The sequence below is a fragment of the Empedobacter sp. UBA2044 genome, from assembly GCF_002333005.1.
Lineage (GTDB): Bacteria > Bacteroidota > Bacteroidia > Flavobacteriales > Weeksellaceae > Empedobacter > Empedobacter falsenii_B.
The window spans coordinates 1-21,835 of record NZ_DDBA01000062.1 but is presented as its reverse complement, the minus strand read 5'-3'; the positions used below and the strand labels follow the sequence as shown (position 1 = coordinate 21,835).

General features: G+C 31.5%; 19 protein-coding genes. 8 read left to right on the top strand and 11 right to left on the bottom strand.

Annotated elements, in window-relative coordinates:
* Positions 1-64: 64 nt before the first annotated feature.
* From B4E59_RS11250 to B4E59_RS11225, 6 genes are all read right to left on the bottom strand, one after another.
* Complete coding sequence (locus B4E59_RS11250; protein ID WP_291047817.1) at positions 65-2,581, bottom strand: TonB-dependent receptor; 2,517 nt, start codon at positions 2,579-2,581, stop codon at positions 65-67.
* Between the two features lie 466 nt (positions 2,582-3,047).
* The gene (nadC, locus tag B4E59_RS11245; protein WP_291047819.1) at positions 3,048-3,911 is read right to left on the bottom strand and encodes a carboxylating nicotinate-nucleotide diphosphorylase; all 864 of its coding nucleotides are present in this window, start codon (positions 3,909-3,911) and stop codon (positions 3,048-3,050) included.
* The gene (locus B4E59_RS11240; RefSeq protein ID WP_291053071.1) at positions 3,911-4,801 is read right to left on the bottom strand and encodes a hypothetical protein; all 891 of its coding nucleotides are present in this window, start codon (positions 4,799-4,801) and stop codon (positions 3,911-3,913) included. Before B4E59_RS11240 ends, nadC begins: the two co-directional genes overlap by 1 nt.
* Positions 4,801-6,366, bottom strand: coding sequence for an L-aspartate oxidase (gene nadB / locus B4E59_RS11235; RefSeq protein ID WP_291053067.1), 1,566 nt, complete (start codon positions 6,364-6,366; stop codon positions 4,801-4,803). Before nadB ends, B4E59_RS11240 begins: the two co-directional genes overlap by 1 nt.
* Positions 6,366-7,370: a quinolinate synthase NadA gene (nadA, locus tag B4E59_RS11230; RefSeq protein WP_291047825.1), complete on the bottom strand. Its 1,005-nt coding sequence runs from the start codon at positions 7,368-7,370 to the stop codon at positions 6,366-6,368. Before nadA ends, nadB begins: the two co-directional genes overlap by 1 nt.
* A 12-nt stretch (positions 7,371-7,382) precedes the next feature.
* Positions 7,383-8,501 carry a C1 family peptidase gene (locus B4E59_RS11225; protein ID WP_291047827.1) on the bottom strand — a complete coding sequence of 373 codons (1,119 nt, stop codon included), beginning with the start codon at positions 8,499-8,501 and terminating at the stop codon, positions 7,383-7,385.
* A 126-nt stretch (positions 8,502-8,627) separates the two neighbouring features.
* Between B4E59_RS11225 and B4E59_RS11220 the strand changes: the two genes are divergently transcribed.
* Both B4E59_RS11220 and B4E59_RS11215 read left to right on the top strand, forming a co-directional pair.
* Positions 8,628-9,092, top strand: a complete 465-nt coding sequence (locus B4E59_RS11220) for a hypothetical protein (RefSeq protein ID WP_286495705.1) — start codon at positions 8,628-8,630, stop codon at positions 9,090-9,092.
* 159 nt (positions 9,093-9,251) lie between these two features.
* On the top strand, positions 9,252-10,607 hold the full coding sequence (locus B4E59_RS11215; RefSeq protein WP_286495706.1) for an orotate phosphoribosyltransferase: 1,356 nt from the start codon (positions 9,252-9,254) through the stop codon (positions 10,605-10,607).
* A gap of 73 nt (positions 10,608-10,680) precedes the next feature.
* On the opposite strand, the gene B4E59_RS11210 is transcribed toward B4E59_RS11215, so the two are convergent.
* Together B4E59_RS11210 and trmB are read right to left on the bottom strand one after the other, a co-directional pair.
* Entirely contained in the window at positions 10,681-12,132 is a 1,452-nt protein-coding gene (locus tag B4E59_RS11210; RefSeq protein ID WP_291053063.1) for a M20/M25/M40 family metallo-hydrolase, read from the bottom strand.
* A gap of 95 nt (positions 12,133-12,227) precedes the next feature.
* Positions 12,228-12,905, bottom strand: coding sequence for a tRNA (guanosine(46)-N7)-methyltransferase TrmB (gene trmB, locus B4E59_RS11205; protein WP_291053060.1), 678 nt, complete (start codon positions 12,903-12,905; stop codon positions 12,228-12,230).
* Positions 12,906-13,040: 135 nt separating this feature from the next.
* Here trmB and B4E59_RS11200 point away from each other — a divergent pair, with 135 nt between their 5' ends.
* Positions 13,041-13,454, top strand: a complete 414-nt coding sequence (locus B4E59_RS11200) for a hypothetical protein (RefSeq protein WP_125349592.1) — start codon at positions 13,041-13,043, stop codon at positions 13,452-13,454.
* A 180-nt stretch (positions 13,455-13,634) separates the two neighbouring features.
* Positions 13,635-14,108: a DUF6702 family protein gene (locus tag B4E59_RS11195; protein WP_291053057.1), complete on the top strand. Its 474-nt coding sequence runs from the start codon at positions 13,635-13,637 to the stop codon at positions 14,106-14,108.
* A gap of 48 nt (positions 14,109-14,156) precedes the next feature.
* Here B4E59_RS11195 and B4E59_RS11190 read toward each other — a convergent pair whose 3' ends face one another.
* Genes B4E59_RS11190 through B4E59_RS11180 form a run of 3 tightly spaced genes read right to left on the bottom strand, consistent with a single transcriptional unit; the run spans position 14,157 to position 16,315 of the window.
* Positions 14,157-14,645 (bottom strand): D-alanyl-D-alanine carboxypeptidase, encoded by a 489-nt coding sequence (locus B4E59_RS11190; RefSeq protein WP_291053054.1) that lies wholly within the window; start codon positions 14,643-14,645, stop codon positions 14,157-14,159.
* Between the two features lie 24 nt (positions 14,646-14,669).
* Positions 14,670-15,413 carry a D-alanyl-D-alanine carboxypeptidase gene (locus B4E59_RS11185; protein ID WP_291053052.1) on the bottom strand — a complete coding sequence of 248 codons (744 nt, stop codon included), beginning with the start codon at positions 15,411-15,413 and terminating at the stop codon, positions 14,670-14,672.
* Positions 15,413-16,315, bottom strand: coding sequence for a mechanosensitive ion channel family protein (locus tag B4E59_RS11180; protein ID WP_291053048.1), 903 nt, complete (start codon positions 16,313-16,315; stop codon positions 15,413-15,415). Before B4E59_RS11180 ends, B4E59_RS11185 begins: the two co-directional genes overlap by 1 nt.
* Positions 16,316-16,493: 178 nt before the next feature.
* On the opposite strand from B4E59_RS11180, the gene B4E59_RS11175 reads away from it, so the two are divergent.
* The 4 genes from B4E59_RS11175 to B4E59_RS11160 all read left to right on the top strand — a co-directional run bounded on the left by B4E59_RS11175 (position 16,494) and on the right by B4E59_RS11160 (position 21,562).
* Positions 16,494-17,795: an OmpA family protein gene (locus B4E59_RS11175; RefSeq protein WP_291053045.1), complete on the top strand. Its 1,302-nt coding sequence runs from the start codon at positions 16,494-16,496 to the stop codon at positions 17,793-17,795.
* Positions 17,796-17,906: 111 nt separating this feature from the next.
* On the top strand, positions 17,907-19,037 hold the full coding sequence (gene tgt, locus B4E59_RS11170) for a tRNA guanosine(34) transglycosylase Tgt (protein ID WP_291053041.1): 1,131 nt from the start codon (positions 17,907-17,909) through the stop codon (positions 19,035-19,037).
* Between the two features lies 1 nt (position 19,038).
* Positions 19,039-20,133 (top strand): LptF/LptG family permease, encoded by a 1,095-nt coding sequence (locus tag B4E59_RS11165; protein ID WP_291053039.1) that lies wholly within the window; start codon positions 19,039-19,041, stop codon positions 20,131-20,133.
* Between the two features lie 178 nt (positions 20,134-20,311).
* Positions 20,312-21,562 (top strand): T9SS type A sorting domain-containing protein, encoded by a 1,251-nt coding sequence (locus B4E59_RS11160; RefSeq protein ID WP_286495714.1) that lies wholly within the window; start codon positions 20,312-20,314, stop codon positions 21,560-21,562.
* Positions 21,563-21,835 lie beyond the last annotated feature (273 nt).

The following is a 21,835-nucleotide window of genomic DNA, read 5'->3' as shown; positions in this document are numbered from 1 at the left end:
AAGGTAAACACAAAAAAAAGACGAACTATAAAAGTTCGTCTTTTTATTATTTATAAAATTTATCTTAGAAATTATATGTAACACCTGCATTCCAAGTTCTACCTAATCCCCAGAAGTAACCATAACCATCTTTACGAGATAAGTATTGATCATTGAATAAGTTTTTAATGTTACCTCTGAATCTAATTTTTTGAGAACCAAATTTAAATTCATAGGTTGCACCTAAATCAACAATTGCATATGGTCTTAAAGGAACATTTAAATAATCATTGCCTTTAAGTTCTGATTTTACAATATCAACTACATTTACATTTTCATATAGTCTCGCGAAATAGTTGAAATCAGTATCAAAAGATAATCCTTTAGCTACATTTACTTTCGTACCCATACCAAATGTAAATTGTGCAGCATTACCAACTTTTACACCATCTAAATTAACAGGTTTATTGTCAATAACAATTGAGCTACTATTTTGATCTTGGATTCTATAATTAGCATTACCATCATATTTCCAATCTCCATATGAAGCATATCCTCTAATAGTCCAATCTCTATTAACTTTTGTATTAAAATCTATTTCTATACCTTTATGTAATTGAGTAATTCCTGTTAATAAGAAACGTACATCTTGTTGAACAAAATCCTCACCAACATAGTATCCATTTGCTGTATAAGAATCTGCACGATTTTCCCACTTAGTATAATAAGCATTAATATTAACATTTAAGTTTCGAGTCATATATTTATATCCAGCCTCTAAACCTAAGATCTCTTCGTTATCAATTGCTGGATCGATGAAACTAACTGTATTTTGCATAAAAACATTATCTAAGAATGCTTGACGAGAATATTTACCAGCGTTAACAAAAATTTTGTTTTCTTGAGTAATATTCAATGCTATACCTCCTTTAATGTTCCATCCAGTTTTATTGCGAACTTTAGATTTTGCCTCTCCATTTTTATAAGAAACAACTCCACTAACAACATCTTTGTGGTCAGCGTTATAATTCCAACGGTCAAATTTTTGGTAAGACTGATTAGAAATAGCTCCTTGAACAAAAGCAGAGAAGATGTCATTAGAATACTCTACTTGTCCAAAACCACCTTGATAGTTAATTTTTTCCGAGTTATCGTAATTTACACGATCTTCTTTATCAGCTGAATTAAATAAAGAAGCCCATGGTTTCGCTTTATATGTATTAGTTATTAAATTGTTTGATCTATTTTTGTTATTTTCTTGACGACCATTCAATCCTAAATAATTTACAACCTGCTGGAAGTGATCACCTTCATAGAAACGCACATCTGCTCCTACGTTAAAAGCCCAACCTGTTTTTGTATCATAGTTGAAGTTTGTTACTCCTCCGTACCATAAATGATTATTAACAGAAGCTCTCAAAACCATCCCTTTAGAAGATGATGAAGATGTTCCTGAACCAATACCTCCAGCAATAGTTTTATTATATCTTTCAACCTCATTCCAGTTAATAGCCCCGTCTTGAGTAAATACATTATAGCCATCTTGAGATAAACTAAATAATCCTCTACCTAAATTACCTGTTCCTCCACCACGTCCCATAGACGCATATAAAACTGTAGATAAAGATGCATTTTCATTAATTGTCCAATCCCAGTTTAAATTTGTTACTGGTTTGTGGTAATAATTTGTTCTTAACGATAATGGTTCTCCATTGTAAAAACCATAGTTAGAATTACCTTTACGACCAGTCATATCATAACCTGGAGTGTTTACAGATCCATTTTTATTATAAGTTGTCGTTAAAGGCTTAGAGTAATTTTGATCATGCTCTTGTGGTGCTCCAAATAACATCCAGTTGAATTGGTGACGATCATTTGGTTTGTACCCAACAGACACAAAATATGATTGTCCTTCTCCTCCTGTTCCACGTGCATATTTACGATGAGCAGTCCAATAATCTAATAAAATAGAAGCTCCCCATTTACCTTTCATTCCTGTATTATACCCTACAGTCGCTTTTTGGTAAGAGTCATTTCCAGCTACATAACGAACAAATCCTCCTTGTCTTAATTCGGTTGCTTTTGTTACAATATTAACTGTTCCACCTACTGAAGAAATAGCTAATTTAGAAGAACCCAAACCACGTTGAACGTCAATAACGTTTGCAACATCAGTCATAGAAGACCAGTTTGACCAATATACATTACCATCTTCCATACCATTTATTGGCTGTCCGTTTAATAAGTAAGCTGTATTTGACTGATCGAAACCACGTAAAAACATTTTAGCATCTCCAAATCCAGAAGCTTGGTCAGCCACATAAACAGACGGAGAATTTTTCATGATTTCAGGAAATTCAACATTACCAACTGCTTTATCTTGAATTTCTTCTCTTGTGATAATTGTATTAGCAACTGGTGTTTTACGATTTTCCGCAACATCAATAACTCCTTTACCAATGATTAATGTTTCTCCTAAAGATACGTTTTCGTCCTGTTCAACCTTTGTAGAATCTGTTGGTTCAACAACTTGGGCGAAAGATAATGATGCCATTAAGGCAAAAGCTCCTACAAGTAAAAGCTTAGTTGAGTTTAACCTCATCTTTTGAAATAGTTTAAAAGTTTACTTTCGCAAAGTTCTACACTTTAAATGAGATTATTGTTAAATTATGGTAAATTTTTAAACTTTTCTTGAATAACTTAAATATTAATTATCATATCAATAAAATCCCCCCCTTAAAAACAAACAATAAACTAAATTACATGAAAAAAAATTGAAGATTTTTAAATATTTTTAAACATTTAATCAAAATTTAACATAATAAAAACATTAAAAATTAACATTTTTTTCTTGTTTTAGATTGTTATTTTTCATTTTAAAAAGAGAAAAGTAATTAAAATTTCACTATTTAGAATCAGTATTAATAAAATATTATCCAATAACTTTTTTATTTATAAGCTGATACTAATAAATTTTCAAAATAAATTATTCAAATACAATATAGCTAACGTTAAAATCTATTATTTAGTATTCTTACTACAACAAAAAAATTAAAATGTTAAAGAAATCAAGCCTTAACAGCTTTTAAACTCAAGTCAAAGTTGGGAGCGGAATGAATAATCGCACCAGAAGAAATAAAATCAACACCCGTTTCGGCAATTGCTCGAACAGATTCTTTTGTAATTCCGCCCGAAGCTTCCGTTTTTATTCGCCCATTTATATATTGAACCGCTTCTTTCATCGTTTCAAGATCAAAATTATCCAACATAATAAAATCTACATTTGCATCCAAAGCTTCTTTTACCTCATCCATATTACGCGTTTCCACTTCTATTTTTAAATGTAAATGATGTTTTGACAAATAATCTTTGGTTTGCGCAACCGCTTTTGTAATATTTCCACAAAAATCGACATGATTATCTTTTAACATCACCATATCGTATAAACCAAAACGATGATTCTCTGCTCCTCCAATTTTAACTGCCCATTTTTCGATCATTCGGAAATTAGGTGTTGTTTTTCGTGTATCCAAAATTTTGGCATTTGTACCGCTTACCAATTCCATCATTTCGTGCGCATAAGTTGCAATTCCAGACATTCTCTGCATACAATTCAACGCTAATCGTTCGCAAGTTAAAATTGATTGTGAAGATCCTTTTACTTTGAAAGCAACATCTCCAAATTGTACTTTATCGCCATCATTTATATATTGTTCTATTTTTAAAGATGGATCAAACGTATCAAAAATAATTTTCGCTAATTCAATTCCAGCAATTATTCCGTTATCTTTCACTTTCAGTTCCGCTTCTTGAATTGCATCATACGGAACCGACGCTAACGTTGAATGGTCGCCATCGCCAACGTCTTCTAAAAAAGCTTGACGAATAAAAAGTTGTAATTTTTCTTGTGTGATATATGGAGGAAAATTCATTATCTATATGTTAAGGATGCAAATTTTGATTGATTAAATTCTTTCTTGGTTTTGTATTCGTAATACTCGGCCCAAGTACCATTTTCTTCGCGCACAACCGTAATCAACACTTGTACTGAAGGATCATTTTCGAAGAAATTTTTGATCTGAAGTTTATATTCTTTGTCATCAATTTTACCTTTTGTAATATCTATTGCTCCAGATTTGAAAGCCGCATCAAAAGCGGTTGCATAAGGATCGATAGAAGCCATTTCGAAAAGATTAGAAAACTTTCCTAAATAATATTCCCGACTTCCGTTATTACCAAAAGTTGTTAAATTAAATTCTTTATCAATTCTTACTTCAATCGTTTCTTCATCAGTTTTTAAAGTAAACAATACACGATTTTCCGAAGGGAACTTCTCAAAATCATTATTTTTTTCTGCCGATTCGTAACGTAAAGGCATTGTATATTTCATTGCAACTGCTTTTCCATCAACTCCTTTTGCAGGAGTTATTTTTAGATTAGCTCGCTCCATTTTATTATTCAACAAAACTAAACTAGACAATGCTACACTATTAAAAATTGGATTCGAACCATCAGTCGAGACATCTCCAAAATTACCATCTTCATTAATTTTAAAACCTAATTTAGATTGAGCAGTTTCGATATGAAGATAATCAGCAATATTAGAAAAGAATGAAATTTGAGTTTGAATATCTTGATTCAAATTTTTGTTCATACATGCTTGTAGCTCGCTATTTTCTTTTAAATTTTCACAACCAAAATACACAACCGCTTTCTTGGCTTCTTTACCAGAAGTCAAACTTACGTTTTGTTTTTCTTTCGAATTTTGAGCAAAAGAAAAACTCATTGCAAAACATGTAACGAACAGATATAACTTCTTCATTAATTAAAATCTTTGTTGTAAAAAGTTCCTCGATTTTCTTTTTGATTGATACTTTGCTCAATGATTAAATGTACGACATCAACCAAATTTCGAAGTTCTAAAATTTTAGGTGAAACAATCGTAAAATAATAAATTTCGTTGACCATTATCTCAATTTCATTGATACGATTTTGTGCAATTTGCAAACGATTATCGCTTCGTACAATTCCGACCAATTCGCTCATCATCGCTTGTAATTGTTTGCGTAAATAAGAAATCAATACTAATTCTTCTTGCACTTTCATGCCTTCTTCGTTCCATTCTGGAAACTCAAAATTATAAATCGAAAATTGATTATCATTTAATAAATCGACCGTTTTTAACGCTGCACGATGACCAAAAACCATCGCTTCTAACAACGAATTCGAAGCCAAACGATTTGCACCATGTAAACCCGTATTAGAACATTCGCCAACCGCAAACAAATTCTCGATAGATGTTTTTCCTTCTAAATCGACGTCAATTCCACCACACAAATAATGCGAAGCAGGAACAACCGGAACCAATTCGGTAAACATATCGTAGCCTTCGGATTTACATTTTTCGTAAATATTAGGGAAATGTTCCAAGAATTTTTCTTTCTCTAAGTGTCGACAATCAATATAAACATAATCATCTCCGCGCAATTTCATTTCATTATCAATCGCACGCGCCACAATATCACGAGAAGCCAATTCTTCACGTTCATCATATTTGTGCATAAACAACTGGCCATCTTTCGTACGCAACTTCGCACCAAAACCACGAACTGCTTCCGAAATCAGAAATAACTGTCCATCAAATTCGCTGTAAAAAGCCGTTGGATGAAACTGAATAAATTGCATTCCCGAAACGGTTGCTTTTGCACGTCGAGCCAACCCAATTCCATCTCCTGTTGCAATAATTGGATTCGTCGTATTTTTATAAACATGACCAACTCCGCCTGTTGCTAACAAAGTTACTTTGGCTAAATGTTGTTCAACTTTATCTGTATTCAAATCTAAAATATATGCACCAAAACATGTTGTTTTCTGTGCTATATCACGATTCAAATGATGTTCTGTAATCAAATCTACTACAAAATGATGCGTAAAAACCTGAATATTTGGATATTCTTTGATCGCTTCTAACATCGCGCGCTCAATCTCCCAACCTGTCACATCTTTATGATGAACAATTCTGTTTTCGGTATGTCCACCTTCACGACCAAGGTCATAAATTCCTTCGTTATTTTTATCAAAACGAACGCCCCAATCTATAATTTCATTGATACGTTCTGGTGCTTCTTTTACGACAACCTCAACCGCTTCTAACTTACACAAACCATCTCCTGCACGAAGCGTATCTTCGATATGTTTCTCGAAACTATCTTTCTCGAAATCGCTCACAACAGCTACTCCGCCTTGCGCATATTTCGTATTGGTTTCGTCTTTATTTGCTTTGGTTACAATGGTAATTTTCGCATCAGGATTTCGAATCGCGATTTTCAACGCATACGAAAGTCCAGCAATTCCAGAACCAATGACTAATACATCTTGAATAGCCATTATTTGATTTTTTCTGATAAATCTAACATTCTATTAATTGCAGCTAACGCTTTAACTCGCAATTCTTCTTCTATTTGAATTTCTGGCAATTCATATTTCATGCACAGATATAATTTTTCTAATGTTGATAATTTCATGTAAAAACATTCAGAACAATTACACGATTCATCTTGAACTAATGCTGGAATTAATGTTTTATTCGGAGCAAGTTTTTGCATTTCGTGTAAAATTCCTTCTTCCGTTGCCACAATAAATTCTTGTGCATCATTTTCTACCACATAATCTAATAAACGAGAAGTTGAACCAATAAAATGTGCGAATTTCAATAAATCTTCTTGCGCTTCTGGATGCGCAATTAATTTTGCATTTGGATGATCAGCCATTTGTTGTGCAATTCTTTCCAAAGAAAAAGCTTCGTGCACGATACAAGCTCCGTCCCACAAAATCATTTTACGATTACAAACTTGATTTAAGTATCGACCTAAATTACGATCTGGCGCAAAAATAATTTCTTGATCTTCTGGCAACGAATTAATAATCGCTTCCGCATTAGAAGAAGTAACAATAATATCTGATTCCGCTTTAACACCCGCATCACAATTGATATAACTCACGACAATCGCATTTGGATGTTGCTCACGCAAACCACGTAAACCTTCTGCCGAACAAGAATCTGCTAAAGAACAACCCGCTTTTGTATCGGGTAAAACAACTTTTTTAGAAGGGTTCAAAATCTTTGCAGCTTCTGCCATAAAATGAACACCACAAAAAACAATCATATCAGCTTCAGTTTTTGCAGCAGCACGCGCCAATTGTAACGAATCACCTAAATAATCTGCTAAATCCTGAATTTCTCCTGACTGATAATAATGCGCCAAAATCATTGCATTTTTCTCTTTGCGTAATTTATTGATTTCCGCAATTAAATCAGTTCCTTTTGGAATTTCAACATCCAAATAACCTTTATAATCTAACTTTTCTATCGCTTGTTCTAATGTATTCATTTGTGAGTGATTTTATTTTATACCTAATTGCTTTTTCACTTCTTTTGACAACGCATCTTTGTGCACTGTAAAAGCAATTGATTTCATTCTGAAAAATGGTTTCGACATATAAATGTGTCCATTATTTCCTAAATCTGTTGTTCCCCAAGAATTTTTTACATCATAATATTGATTTCCCAATTGATCTTTCAAAATTCCTGTAATATGCATTAAATGGTCATCTTCTGTCGAATAATCTTCAAAAGCAGCTTGACGCTCATCAGCAGAAACCCATTTTTCAGGTAAAATCTGAACAAAATAATCTGATTCTAAACCTTCTGAAGGCCAAATTGCCATTCCATACTTTTTAGAAAATGTTTTTTCAGAAACATCTGTATCAAAAGCCGCTGTATATCCTTTATATAACGCTTCGTCCAAGACTTTCATGTATTCATCTAATGGTAAATTATAATATGAACCATTTGAAAAATTATCTGGCACTTGCAAAATAAATTGTGAATAATAAGGCGCTTGCTGAAAAGATGTCAAGGTTACATAATCATCAGGATTTATTTTCAAGGCTTTTGCAAATTCTTGTGGTGTATATTCTTTTCCTTCGAACTTGAATTTTGTTGGAGGAACACCTAATTTATCATTCAATTTTTGATCAAATTTTGATTTCCAATCTGCTGTTAAATATTTTTTAGGATTTTTTACAATCGAATCTAATCCAACTTTCAAATCTTTTACCAATATTTCGTGGTTATGCTTCACATCTGTTCCATTCGCAAAACCTGCATAAACTTCGTTTGGAACTAATCCATTTTTACGAACCGAATTTAAAACATCATGCGACAAACCTCCTTGACTAAACTGTGCTTTTCCTTGACGGTAAACATAATTGTATGCTTTTTCTGGATAAGTATATCGTACATTGTACATTTCCGACAAATCGACATCTTTTCCTGTCAATCGTTTTACTTCTGATTCTAAAAAAGAAGTTGTAGAAAATGACCAACAAGTTCCCGTTTTTCCTTGCGAAATAATTGGAAGCGCAGTGTTGTTAACTAATTCTGTAAATTTGAAAGGCGTTTCTTGTGCCGAAACCAACATACTTACAAAAGCAATGCTGGCAACTATATATTTTTTCATTTGTGTTTTGTATAGATTTCAAAAGTAAAGTTATTTTATGAAGTTTTATTATAAAATGTAGAACGAAAACTTCTTTTCTGAATTACATAAAAATTATATTTTTACGTAAATATTTAATTCTTATAAATGAAAGAATATATTAGTAGAAAATATAATAGTTTTTATAATGTGCTTATTATAATTGTTTTAAACATATTAATTCTATTTACTTCAGTAATTATTTTCACTTATTTAGACGAAATAATTGCAAAAAATAAATATGATGTCTTGATTTTTTGTATTTCATTTATACTAATTTTATGTGTTTTTATTCGGATTAATTATCAGATTAATGAAATAGTGTTAGATAATAACATTAACCAACTTACAATTAAAAAGGTATTTTCAAAAAAAACATTTAATCTTAATGAAGTTCAAGAAATTAATCAATTTGTACTTCCATATTTAAATTATATCAAAATAAATAACAAAAAGTTCTTTTTTATATCAAGAGCTATTGATCCTTTTGGTGATAATTTTACATTTAATAGCGAAGAAGATTTAGAAAACATAAGATGCACTATTGATTCAATAAAAAATAACATTAATTAAAAATTTTCATTTATTTTAAATACATAATATTTCACTTTTAGAACAAATTATAAATCAAATTAGTATAAATATTCAATTTTTATACATCTAAAAATTAATTTCCCTTAAAATGCCATAAATGACTCAAAAACCTATTAACTTTGCTCAAACATTACACAGATGCAACCAAGAGAAGATTTTTTATTGAAAGCTTACGAGCTGGGAATTATAAAATTTGGAAATTTTACTTTAAAAAGTGGTATAGAATCTCCTTTCTATGTCGATTTAAGACCTTTAGCTTCGAGTCCACAATTACTAAAAACTTTAGCAAATAACTTATTAGATTTAGTTGAAGATGTAGAATACGACTTGATTTGTGGTGTGCCTTATGCAGCTTTGCCAATGGCGACTACAATGAGTTTAACATCGAATATTCCTTTGATTATCAAACGTAAAGAAAACAAAGGTTACGGTACTAAACGTATGGTAGAAGGTGTTTTTACGGAAGGACAATCTTGTCTTTTGGTCGAAGATGTAATTACTTCTGGACAATCTTTATTAGAAACAATTGATCAAGTTGAGCGCGAAGGTTTACGTGTAAAAGATTTGGTGGTTGTTTTAGATCGTGCGCAAGGTGGATCTGAAAAATTGAAAGAACAAGGTTACAATGTGAAAACGTTATTTACAATTCACGAGGTAATCGATATTTTACATAAATATCACCGTTTAAGTGATGATGAAGCGAAAAAAATCAAAGACTTTTTAGCTCTACCTCCAGAAGCGGTTCCTGCAAAACAACGTATTGCATTGGAAAACAAAAAAATTGTACATCCAGTTGGAAAACGTTTGGTTGAATTAGCATTGAAAAAACAATCTAACTTAATTGCTTCTGCAGATTTAATTACTTCTGAAGAAATTACAGATTTCGCTAAAAAGGTTGGTGATCATATTGTTGCGTTAAAATTACATTCAGATATTATTCAAGATTTTTCGGATAACTTAATTGTTGAGTTGAAAAAAATCGCACGTGAAAAAGAATTCTTATTATTCGAAGATCGCAAGTTTGGAGATATTGGAAATACGCAAGAATTACAATTTAAGAAATCGATTTACAAAATTTCTGATTGGGCAGATTTAGTAACTGTTCATCCAATTGGAGGTTTAGAATCATTAAAAGTTTTCGAAAATACCGGAGTTATCACAATTGTTGAAATGTCTTCGAAAGGAACATTGACTGATGATTATTACTTTACAAAAGCAATTAATGTTTCGGAACAATCTGGAAATGTTTTAGGAGCTGTTGCACAACGCCAAATTCCTGATAACTTGTTATTGTTTACGCCTGGTGTTAATATTTCTTCGACTGGAGATAGCAAAGGACAACAGTATAATACGCCAGAATTAGTTTTCAAAAATTACCACACAGACTTTATGATTGTTGGTCGTGGAATTTACAAAGCTGCTGATGTAAAAACTGCGGCAAAAGAATACCAAACGTTAGGTTGGGTTTCTTACCTACAAAGTTTGAATGACTAAGATTTAGATAAATTTCAAAAATATAAAAGCAAGCTATTTCAGCTTGCTTTTTGTTTTTTATTTGGTAAGAAATCTACTTCAATATAAATTTATGCGAAACACTATTTCCATTATCATCTTGAATTGTTGCGACATAAAATCCTGCTGATAAGTTAGAAAGATTTACACTTCCATTAGAATTTTCAGTATTTATCGTTTTAATCATTCGTCCTGTTGCATCAATAATTTTAATCGAAATTTGAGACTCAAAATTTAATTGATAATTCAATGTTTTGTTTGAAACAAAAATTTTAGACGAATTTTTATCAACATCATTTGTTCCTAAAGTTGAGGTTTTAGCAGCTTCAACCACATATTCAATTCCTAATTTCGTAAATTTTGCTGCGTGTGTAGACGTACTTCCCATAAACGCATAAGTATCTCCGGTTGTGTGTATATTAGGATTATCTTCTCCCATTTTAGCTTCAAAAGGTAAAGTTGCTGCAAAACCATTTTCGTACCAACTAAAATGATCTGAACATCCGTATCCACATTGTGAAGTATCATATGTGAATTGGTGTAAACCTGTTTTATTGTATTCGTCCATCAATTGCATCAAAAACGAATTGAGATTCGCATCACAATAAGCATCCGTCATCAAAACAACATCCTTTGCAGAACCTTTGTAATTCGTCATATCAAATTGCACATAACCTATTACATTTTTATTCTCCGAAGCATATTTTTTTGCAATTTCTTTCGACCCTACTAAACCTATTTCTTCTGCTGCATAAGCCATAATTTCGGTAGTTCGTTGCGGTTTGAAATTATTTTTTAACAACACACGCAAAACTTCTGTAATTGTTGCAATTCCAGATGCATTATCATCTGCTCCTGGTGCAAAAGTTTGATTTGCATTCCAACCAACAGTCGAATCGGCATGACCTCCAATAATCACAAATTCATCTTTCTTTTCAATTCCATTAAAAGTCAAAATCAACGACTTCATTGGCGTATTCACATGATCAACGATTCTTACAAATACGTCAGTTCGTCCTGCATCAGCAATCATTTTCACCCAAACTTCTTTCAATTTAAGAACCGCATTATTTGCTTCTTGTCGTGTATGATAACGCGTTTTGAAATCTTCTAACATCAAAATTGTTTTCTCAATTTCTTTGACATCAACATCATTCAATGCCGTAGTTATAAAAGTTTGTTCTGATATTGTATAATTGAAAGGTGCTTTTTTCTGAGATGGCTTTTCTTGAAGTGATTGTAGTGCATCTTCTTTCGAATTTCTAAAAATATAACCATGTCCATGGGCAAATTTCCCATGTAAACTTTCAGCAATTTCTGGATGAAAATAAATAGCAGAAAAATTATTTTTTGAAGAAATTATTTCAATAGAATCCGCATGATTTTTTTGTAAAAAAGCGGCATTCTCAGTCTCCATTGTCGCAAAAATGAAATTTTCTCTGGATTGCGCAAAAGAATAAAGCCCATTCAATAAAAATGTGGTAAGTAGTAAAAGTTTAGTTTTCATAAAAAATCATATTAGTGTAAAACAAATATATGATTAATAAACTTTTATCAAATTTATTTCAAATAAAAAAATCCATCAAAAGATGGATTTTTTTATTAATATTTTAATTGAAATTTTATATAGGTAATCTTTTTACCTTCTTCCAAAAATTTCGATTCATAATATGTTTGTACAGCTGTTACAATTGCTGGAATATCCGAATGATCTGGGTGATAAACATCGTGTGTAGAACGAATCACTTCGTGCCCTTCGATGTGAATAACACCATGTGTATATCCGTGTAAAAATTCAGAATCCGTTTTTAAATTAACTGTTCCTTCAGGTTTTAAGATGGTATTGTAACGTCTCAAAAATTCAGGATCTGTTAAACGATGTTTTGTTCTTCTGTATTTGATTTGTGGATCTGGGAAAGTAATCCAAATTTCACTCACTTCATTTTCAGCAAAAAGATGATCGATAATTTCGATTTGAGTTCGAAGAAATCCAGCATTTTCAATTCCTTCATCCAAACAAGTCTTAGCACCACGCCAAAATCTTGATCCTTTAATATCTACTCCGATAAAATTACGATCCTTGTCACGACGCGCCATTGCAACTGTATATTCTCCTTTTCCGCACCCAAGTTCTAACACAATTGGTTTGTCGTTCTTGAAAAATTCTTTGTTCCAATTTCCTTTTAATGCAAACTCGTTAATTGCCTCTTCTCGTGTTGGTTGAACAACATTCTGAAAAGTTTTATTTTCGTTAAATCTTCTGATTTTATCTTTTCCCATTTCGGATATATTTTGCGCGAAATTACGAGATTTTGATTAATCTAAAAAACTGTTCTGAAAACACATAAATATCATCAAATAGTATTTATGTAAAAAGGTTTGTTATTTTTGTATTGAAAAACTAAAATTAGAAAAATGGATTTTATCAAACAATTTCATAGTGGCTGGGCTTATCTTGTGATTTTGATGGGCGTTATCTTTGTGATTTCAACATTAATTTATGCGATTTCTAAAAAAGATACAAACGCAACAATTAAAAAAATCGGGTTATTTACAACCATTACTTTTCACGTTCAATTATTACTTGGATTAGTCTACTATATTATGATGTTTTCTGCTTTGGAACCATCAGGAATAATGAAAGATTCTGGCTTGAGATTAACTTTTGTTGAACACCCTATGATGATGATTGCAGGTGTTGTTTTTATGACAATTGCGAATGCAAAATTGAAACGATCTACAACTGTACCAATGAGCGTTGCAGTCTTTGCAATTATTGGTTTAGTTTGTATTTTAAGTAGAATTCCTTACCATGTTTGGTTTGCTTAAAAATTTAGAATAAATTCATAGAAAAGAGTATTAAGTTATTAATACTCTTTTTATATTTTTATGTGATTTATAATTTTTTTATTCTAATTTCGTTATTAACAAGTCGCTAAAGCTTTCTTTTAAATTTTAAGAATCTTTGGCACTCGATTTGAAATAGACTTGTACAAACTAAGAAATAAAATGAAATATATAAAATATCTATTCTCTTTGCTTTTGGTTTTAGTAACTTTTAACCTAAACGCTCAAGATTTTCATACAGCAAATATCAAGGTTGATTACGAACAAGAAACCGGAACTTTAAATATCACTGCACGTTCATTTACCAATCAGTTGGAAAAAGCCGTTGGTGCAGATGTTTCGAACAAATCTAACTTCGAAAACAAGTTGAAAGCGTATGTAAATAGTAAAGTTGATGTAAAAGTAAATGGTAAAGCTTTGGGAACTTCTTATTATGGTTATCAGGTAAATGATAAATCGACACGAGTTTTTTTTAAGTTTGATAAAATTTCTAATATCAACTCGATAGAACTAAAAGTGGCTTTGTTGACAGATATTTTTAATGATCAGCAAAACATTGTAACTTTTGATGTCAAAAATAAAAAAGACACAAAAGTATTAACAGGAAATAACGACACCGTAAAGATGTCTTTCTAATAAAGCAAAAGCCTTCCGAAATCGGAAGGCTTTTTATTTCAAATATGCTTAATAATTATCTCTAATAATTCGTAATAACTTTTCGTTCTCATTTCGAATCCAAGATAAATCTTTGATCGAATTATTATTCATCAAACTAAAAATTAACGTTCTTCCAGATTTCGTTTTCAAATAACCACTCAACGTTACATTATTGTTCAACGTTCCTGTTTTGGCATAAATATAAGGTTGCGCCGAATCTTTGTATCTATTTTTGATTGTTCCCGTTTTACCACCGATTGGGAAAATAGAAAACAAACGTTGCTCAGGAAATTCGTTATACATTTTCCCTAAAACCTGTGCAAAACTTTGTGGTGTAAACAAATTATAACGCGATAATCCCGAACCGTCAAACCACTCTGGTTGTTGTTTCAAATCATTCAACAAATATCTTTTCGAAAAGGTAATCGTTTCAGAAGCGCTCAGTTTTCCTGGTAAAGTACTCGAAGCTAAAATCAATAAATGTTCTGCCAAAAAATTATCGCTATTTTCCATCATTTCGCGGTAAACATCATCTGATTTCTAACTATAAAACACTTTCGGATTATTGACCATTGGCGTTTTGACCATATCAACAGGTTTACCCAAAATTTGCGACAACGATTTTTCTATTACCGTTTCATTCACAATAAAAGGAACTTTTTCTGTTCGTTTTTTATTGCTGATATAAAATTTATTGTCATAGAAATTCCTCGGCTCTGGCATTTCTCTAATTTCTGTTAATTCTTCAAAATATGTTGGAAATGTTTTGATTGAACTTCCATTTTTCGAAATTGAAACTAAATTTTCATGAATCGGAAACTGACTTCTTTCTGGCGCATAATCTTTTCTAAAATCGTCCCAAGTCCAACCTGGTAAAAAAGATTCTTCGTCGAAATTATTCCAATGAAAAACAATTTTAGAACCATTACTTTTCAAGAAATCTAACGCTCGTGTATTTTTATATTTTGGATGCAAAAAAGTTGGATCTCCAGTTCCTTCGATATGCAATTCGTCACCAATCAACTGATATTTGAATGCAGGAATCGAATCATTTAACATTTTCATCGCTGTATACAACGTAAAAATTTTGGTGTTAGAAGCTGGAATAAAAAATTTGTTTCCGTTATAATTATAAATTTCTTCTTTCGTAATTGGATCATATAAATAAAATCCCGTGAATTGAGTGGAATAGAAATCAGAATTGAGATATTTCTCAATTAATTCGGTCTGCGCAAAAAGATGCGCAGACAAAAAAATTGATAATATGGTAAGTAAATACTTCATTAATCTTTGTTCTCGAAAGGAATTGTTGACGAGTTCGATTCGTTTTTAATAATCATTTCTGTATGTGGATAAGGCATCGAGATATTGTTGTCGTCTAACGCATATTTTACCGCGCGATACAATTGCCAATAAGCTGTCCAATAATCGCTATTTTTCACATAACAACGCACAGCCAAATTCACAGAACTTGCAGCAAATTCTAGAATCTCAACCGTTTTAGATTGTGTATCATCAACCAATTCATTTTTCTCTAAAACATTCAACAAAACTTCGCGCGCTTTGTCAAAATCATCATCATAAGAAATACCAACATTTACATCTAATCGGCGATATTCTTTTACAGAATAATTGGTAATTGGATTGTTAAATAAATTCCCATTTGGCAAAGTTATGATCTGTCCTTTTGCAGTTGCAATTACTGTATTTAGTAAATTTATCGACTCTACACTTCCTTCATTTCCTTGCGATACGATATAATCTCCAACTTTGAAAGGTTTGAAAAGAATAATTAAAATTCCTGCTGCAAAATTTGATAAAGAACCTTGCAAAGCTAAACCAACTGTTAAACCAACACCTCCTAAAGCTGCAACAAAACCAGAAGCATTAAAACCTAATCGCCCTACAACAAAAGTTAATACAATAGCTTTGAATAATATATTAAGAATTGGAATTAAAAACGTGCGAATTGATAAATCGACATTTCGTGCAACCATTCTTTTTTCGATTAACTTGACAAGTTTACCTGTTACCCAAAAACCAATTATTAAGGTTAATAAAGCAGAAACTAAGCTCCATCCAACTTCAGAACCCTTCGTTAATAACCATTGTGTAAAGTTTTCTAAATCCTTAAATGGTGTTGTTATTACATCTTGCAAACTATCTACTTTGTCTTGCTCTTGCATAATTATTCTTTTTTATTAGTAATTCAGTTGATAAAATTAGTTCCAATCTAACATCTTTTCAAAAAAATAGAAAAATTATCATTTTTTTTAACTAATTTTAATAAATATGAATATTGGTACAATATTCGTTAAGAACAAATTACAACTTAAAAAAGGCTATAATTAAAAATTAAAATCTATGAACATTATTGAATTAGTAAAAGGGTATATTACCCCAGATTTGATCTCGAAAACTTCATCAGAATTAGGTGAAAATGAATCGGGAATTTCTAAAGCAATCAATGCATTTATTCCTATTCTTTTAGGAGGTGTTTTAGAAAAAAAGAATTCTACTACAGGCTTATTTCATACCATCAAATCTTTTGGTGCATCTCGTGGATTAGCAAATATTTCGACAGAACAAGAAACGCCAGACACGATCAAAGAATTAATCAATGTTATTTTTGGTTCGAATGCGCAACCAATCGTTTCTAAAATTGCTGAATATGCAGGGATTTCGACAGGTTCATCTTCAAAATTATTAGACTTAACAGCTTTAACAACCTTTGGATCCATTGGAAAAGAAGCCGAATTTAACAATGTAACAGAAGCTGATTTCTTTTCATCTTTAGGAGGAATTAAAGATAAAATTTTAGGATTAATTCCAACTGGTTTAGGACTTGGAGCTTTAGGTGTAGGAACAATGTTTAATGATGCGCCTAAAATCACTGAAACAATAGATCTTGCAAAAGATCATGTAACTGAAACTATTACAGAAACAAGAAAAGTAGTTGATGTAGAACCGGAAGAAAAACCTTATGTAGCGCCAGTTGATGCTTACGCAGAAACTCATAACAACAATGGTGGCGGAGGTTTTTGGAAATGGTTAATTCCATTGATCCTACTTGCTTTAGCAGCCTTTTTCTTATTAAAAAAATGTAATAAAGACGAAGAAAAAACAGTTGTTACAGAAGAAACTGAAATTGTAGTTGATTCATTGAATACTGATTCTCTAAACGCTGCGCCAAAAGAATTATCTGATATTGATTTAGATGGTGTTGCTTTGAAAGGATACGCAAATGGATTAGAAGATCAAATTATCAAATTTATCAAAGCGCCAGATTTTGCAACAATGACAGAAGATCAATTGAAAGAAAAATGGTTCAACTTTGATAATGTCAACTTCGTTTTTGGTAAAACAGATCAATTAGAGCCAGGTTCTGAGGTTCAATTAGATAATGTTGCTGCAATTTTGAAAAAATATCCAACTGCAAAAATCAAACTTGGAGCATACACAGATAAAGTTGGTGATGATGCGAAAAACAAAGTAATCTCTCAAAAAAGAGCAGATTACTTAAAAGCTGAATTAACAAAACGTGGTGTTGGTGCGCAAGTTATTGCTGCCGAAGGTTACGGAGAAGAATTTGCAAAAGTAGCTGAAACAGCTTCTGACTCAGAAAGAGCTTCTGATCGCAAAATGTCATTACGTTTCACAAAATAATCATTTCATAAAATTTCCAAATAAGGGTAAAGGCTACTTTATCCTTATTTTTTTGTTATTTTTTTCGAAACCAACTCGCAACAAGCTAAACAATTAATATCTTTGCACACTATGAAATTTTCAATCGATAAAAAAGACGAATTTTCTAAGGCAAGAGCTGGTGTTGTAGAAACCGATCATGGTAAAATCGAAACACCTATTTTTATGCCAGTTGGTACGGTTGGTACAGTAAAATCTGTTCACCAACGTGAATTAGAAGAAGATATTAAAGCCCAAATCATTCTTGGAAATACTTATCATTTGTATTTGCGTCCAGGAACTGATATTTTGCACAGAGCGGGCGGATTACATAAATTCATGAATTGGCAAAAACCAATTTTAACGGATTCAGGAGGGTTCCAAGTGTATTCTTTGTCGACAAGTCGCAAAAAATCTGAAGAAGGTGTGCGTTTTAAATCGCATATCGATGGTTCTTACCATATGTTTACACCAGAGAAATCAATGGAAATCCAACGTTACATCGGAGCAGATATTTTTATGGCTTTTGATGAATTAACAGGAATTCCTGCAAAATATCATGATGCGAAACGTGCCATGCATGTTACAAATCGTTGGTTGGAGCGTTGTAGAACTTGGTTAAACAATAATCCTGAATATTACGATCACAAACAAACGCTGTTCCCAATTGTACAAGGAAACGATTTTAAAGATTTACGTCAAGAATCAGCAAAATATATTGCAGATTTCGGTGCAGAAGGAAATGCAATTGGTGGATTATCTGTTGGTGAACCAGAACCTGTGATGTACGAAATGACGGATATCGTAACAGAAATTCTTCCACAAGACAAACCTCGCTATTTAATGGGAGTTGGAACACCTTGGAATATCATCGAATGTATTGCTTTAGGAGTTGATATGTTCGACTGTGTTATGCCAACTCGTAATGCGCGTAACGCCATGTTGTTCACGTGGAATGGTGTTATGAATATGAAAAATGCAAAATGGAAAGATTGTTTTGAACCATTAGACGAAAACGGGACTAGCTATGTGGATAGTTATTACACAAAAGCCTATGTTCGTCATTTGTTCAATGCCAATGAAGCATTAGGAAAACAAATTGCATCTGTTCATAACCTTGCGTTTTATTTAGATTTGGTAAGAGTTGCAAGACAGCATATCTTAGCAGGAGATTTCGCTCAATGGAAAGAACAAATTGTTCCACAATTAAAACAACGTCTGTAGTTTGAAAATAATTGATAAATACATCATCCGAAACTTTATCGGAACCTTTATCTTCATGGTTTTGATTTTGTCTACTATCGCCGTAATTGTCGATCTTAGTCAAAAATTAGGACGTATTAATGATAGTGGTTCTACTGCATATTCTGCATTAACCGAATTTTACCCTTATTGGTCAATTTGGATTATCAACACCTTTTTACCGATTGCTGTTTTCATCTCCGTGATCTATTTTACATCGCGTTTAACGATGCAAACCGAAATTGTAGGTGTACTTTCGGGTGGAATTAGTTTTTATCGATTTACCCTTCCTTATGTTTGGGTGGCTATATTTTTAGCTGTTTCAGCCTTGGTTGTTGGAAACATTGTTTTGCCATGGGCTAATATCAAAAAAAATAAATATGAGTATGTTCATATGCTCAGCAACTCAAAAAAGGAAGAATATTACAAAAGGCAACGCATAGGTTCACAAATTTCCCCAAAAGAATATGTTTTTGTGGATAGTTATGATAGAACAGAAAAATTAGGAAGTTCTTTTGTCTACCAAAAATTTGATTCAACTGAATTAAAAAAACAAATCATTGCCTCAAGTTTTAATTGGAACGACAAAGATTCTACATATGCATTGATAAGTGTTTATACAAGAGAAATAAACAAAGATCATACTGAAAAATTAACGTACGAACCCAATACAAATATAAAATTGCCCGCTTCGCCAGACGAAATTTTACCAGAAGAATATGTTGCTGAAACAATGAATACCTTCGAATTGAATGAATTTATTCAGAAACAAAAAGCAAAAGGTTCTGCCAATGTAAATACATACGAAAATGAATTAAATAATCGTTTGAGCGGTCCATTTTCAACTATTATTTTGACACTTTTGGCTCTATCGCTTTCATCTAAAAAACGTCGTGGAGGAATCGGAATCAACCTTGCTGTTGGTATTTCATTAGCATTTGTGTACATTTTCTTCTCGCAAACAACGTCTACGTTTTCCGAAAAAGGATATGTTTCACCATTTGTAGCCTCATGGATACCAAACATTGTCTTTGGACTACTCACCTTATTTTTATATTTCAGACGAGCTCGTTCATAAAATATTTCAAAAATCCAGTTTCGAAAAGAACTGGATTTTTTATTTGATATTAAACCAATTATATTTTTAATTAAAAGAATATTTTTTTTATTCAATTGATAATAAGTAACTTTAAAATATTCTAAATTAATTTCTTAGATTTAAAAAAAGTTGAAGTGTAAAACTAAAATCAATTGATATGAAAAAAAATTTACTCCTTTTATTTTTAATCCTTTCGGTTTCTATTTTTTCACAAGAAACATTAAATACAATGTTTTATAATGTGTTCAAATTTCCGAATTCACTTCCTCAAAATCGTCAATTGATCTTAAGAGATATTTTAGACGAATACAAACCAGATTTATTTATGATTTGTGAATTAGTAACAGAAAATGGCGCTGATTTAATCTTAAATACATCTTTGCAAAATCAACCTGATAAATTTGCTCGCGCACTTTTTGTGGCTGATACAACGAAATTAGATGATCCGTTACAAACAATGGTTTTTTATAATACACGTAAATTGACGTTGGTTAATCAACAAAAAATCCCAACAGTTTATCGCGACATCAATCAATATTCTTTTCAATTAAATATTACTTCAAACGATCCCATTCATTTAGAAGTTTTTGTTGCGCATCTAAAATCAAGTACAGGACCTGCAAATCGTCAAATGCGTTTGGAAATGGTGCAAGAAGTCACAAAATCCTTGAAAAAATTAACGCAACCTAATACATATGTTCTTTTTGCTGGAGATTTTAATTTTTATAATTCATCAGAACCAGCTTATCAAGAAATTATCAATCCGGCAAATGCTATTTTGATGATTGATCCATTAAATGCACTTGGAAATTGGCAAGACAATCCAGCTTTTAGTTATTTACATACACAAAGTACACGCGTTTCTAACATAGGTTTTGGAAGCGGAACTAATGCAGGGGCAAGTGGCGGTTTGGACGATCGCTTTGATTTTATTGTGATGAGTGAAAATTTCAAAAACAGCTCACGTTTTTCTTTTATAAACGATAGTTATAAAGCGTATGGAAATAATGGAGATTGTTTGAATAAAGACGTTAAAGATCCTGATTGTACGGGCATTTACTCTCAAACTCTACGAACTAATTTGTACAATATGAGTGATCATTTACCTGTTGTCATGCAATTTAAAATTCATGAGAATTTGAGCACAAAATCAATTGAATCAAAACCTTTTATCTGGTTAAAATCAGCAAATATTACGAATGATAAAATTATAATTGGTATTGATAAAACACAATTAAATACTCAAAATAATATACTTTTCATTTACAATTCAGTTGGACAAAGTGTACAATCGGTTCGTATTAATAATCAATCAAATATAACGATTGATTGTCAAAGCTTAGCTTCTGGAATTTATTATATAAAAACAAAAGAATCGAACGAAATTTTAAAGTTTATAAAAAAATAATATTTTTATAAACAATAAATCCAATATGAAATATTTTATTCTGATACTTTTTACATTTCTCTTATTTAATTCTTGTGAAAATGAACAGATAATTCACTCTAATTTAATTAAAGAAAGTGAAAAATTTTTCGAAAAAAGAAATATAAATTCTAAAGATTTTAAAACCCTATTTTATATCAAAAAAGGTGATGATTATGCTCATTATGTTTTAAAATATTATAAAGTACCCGTTGTGCATTTTAAATAATTTGAGTTTTTAGATTATTAATATTT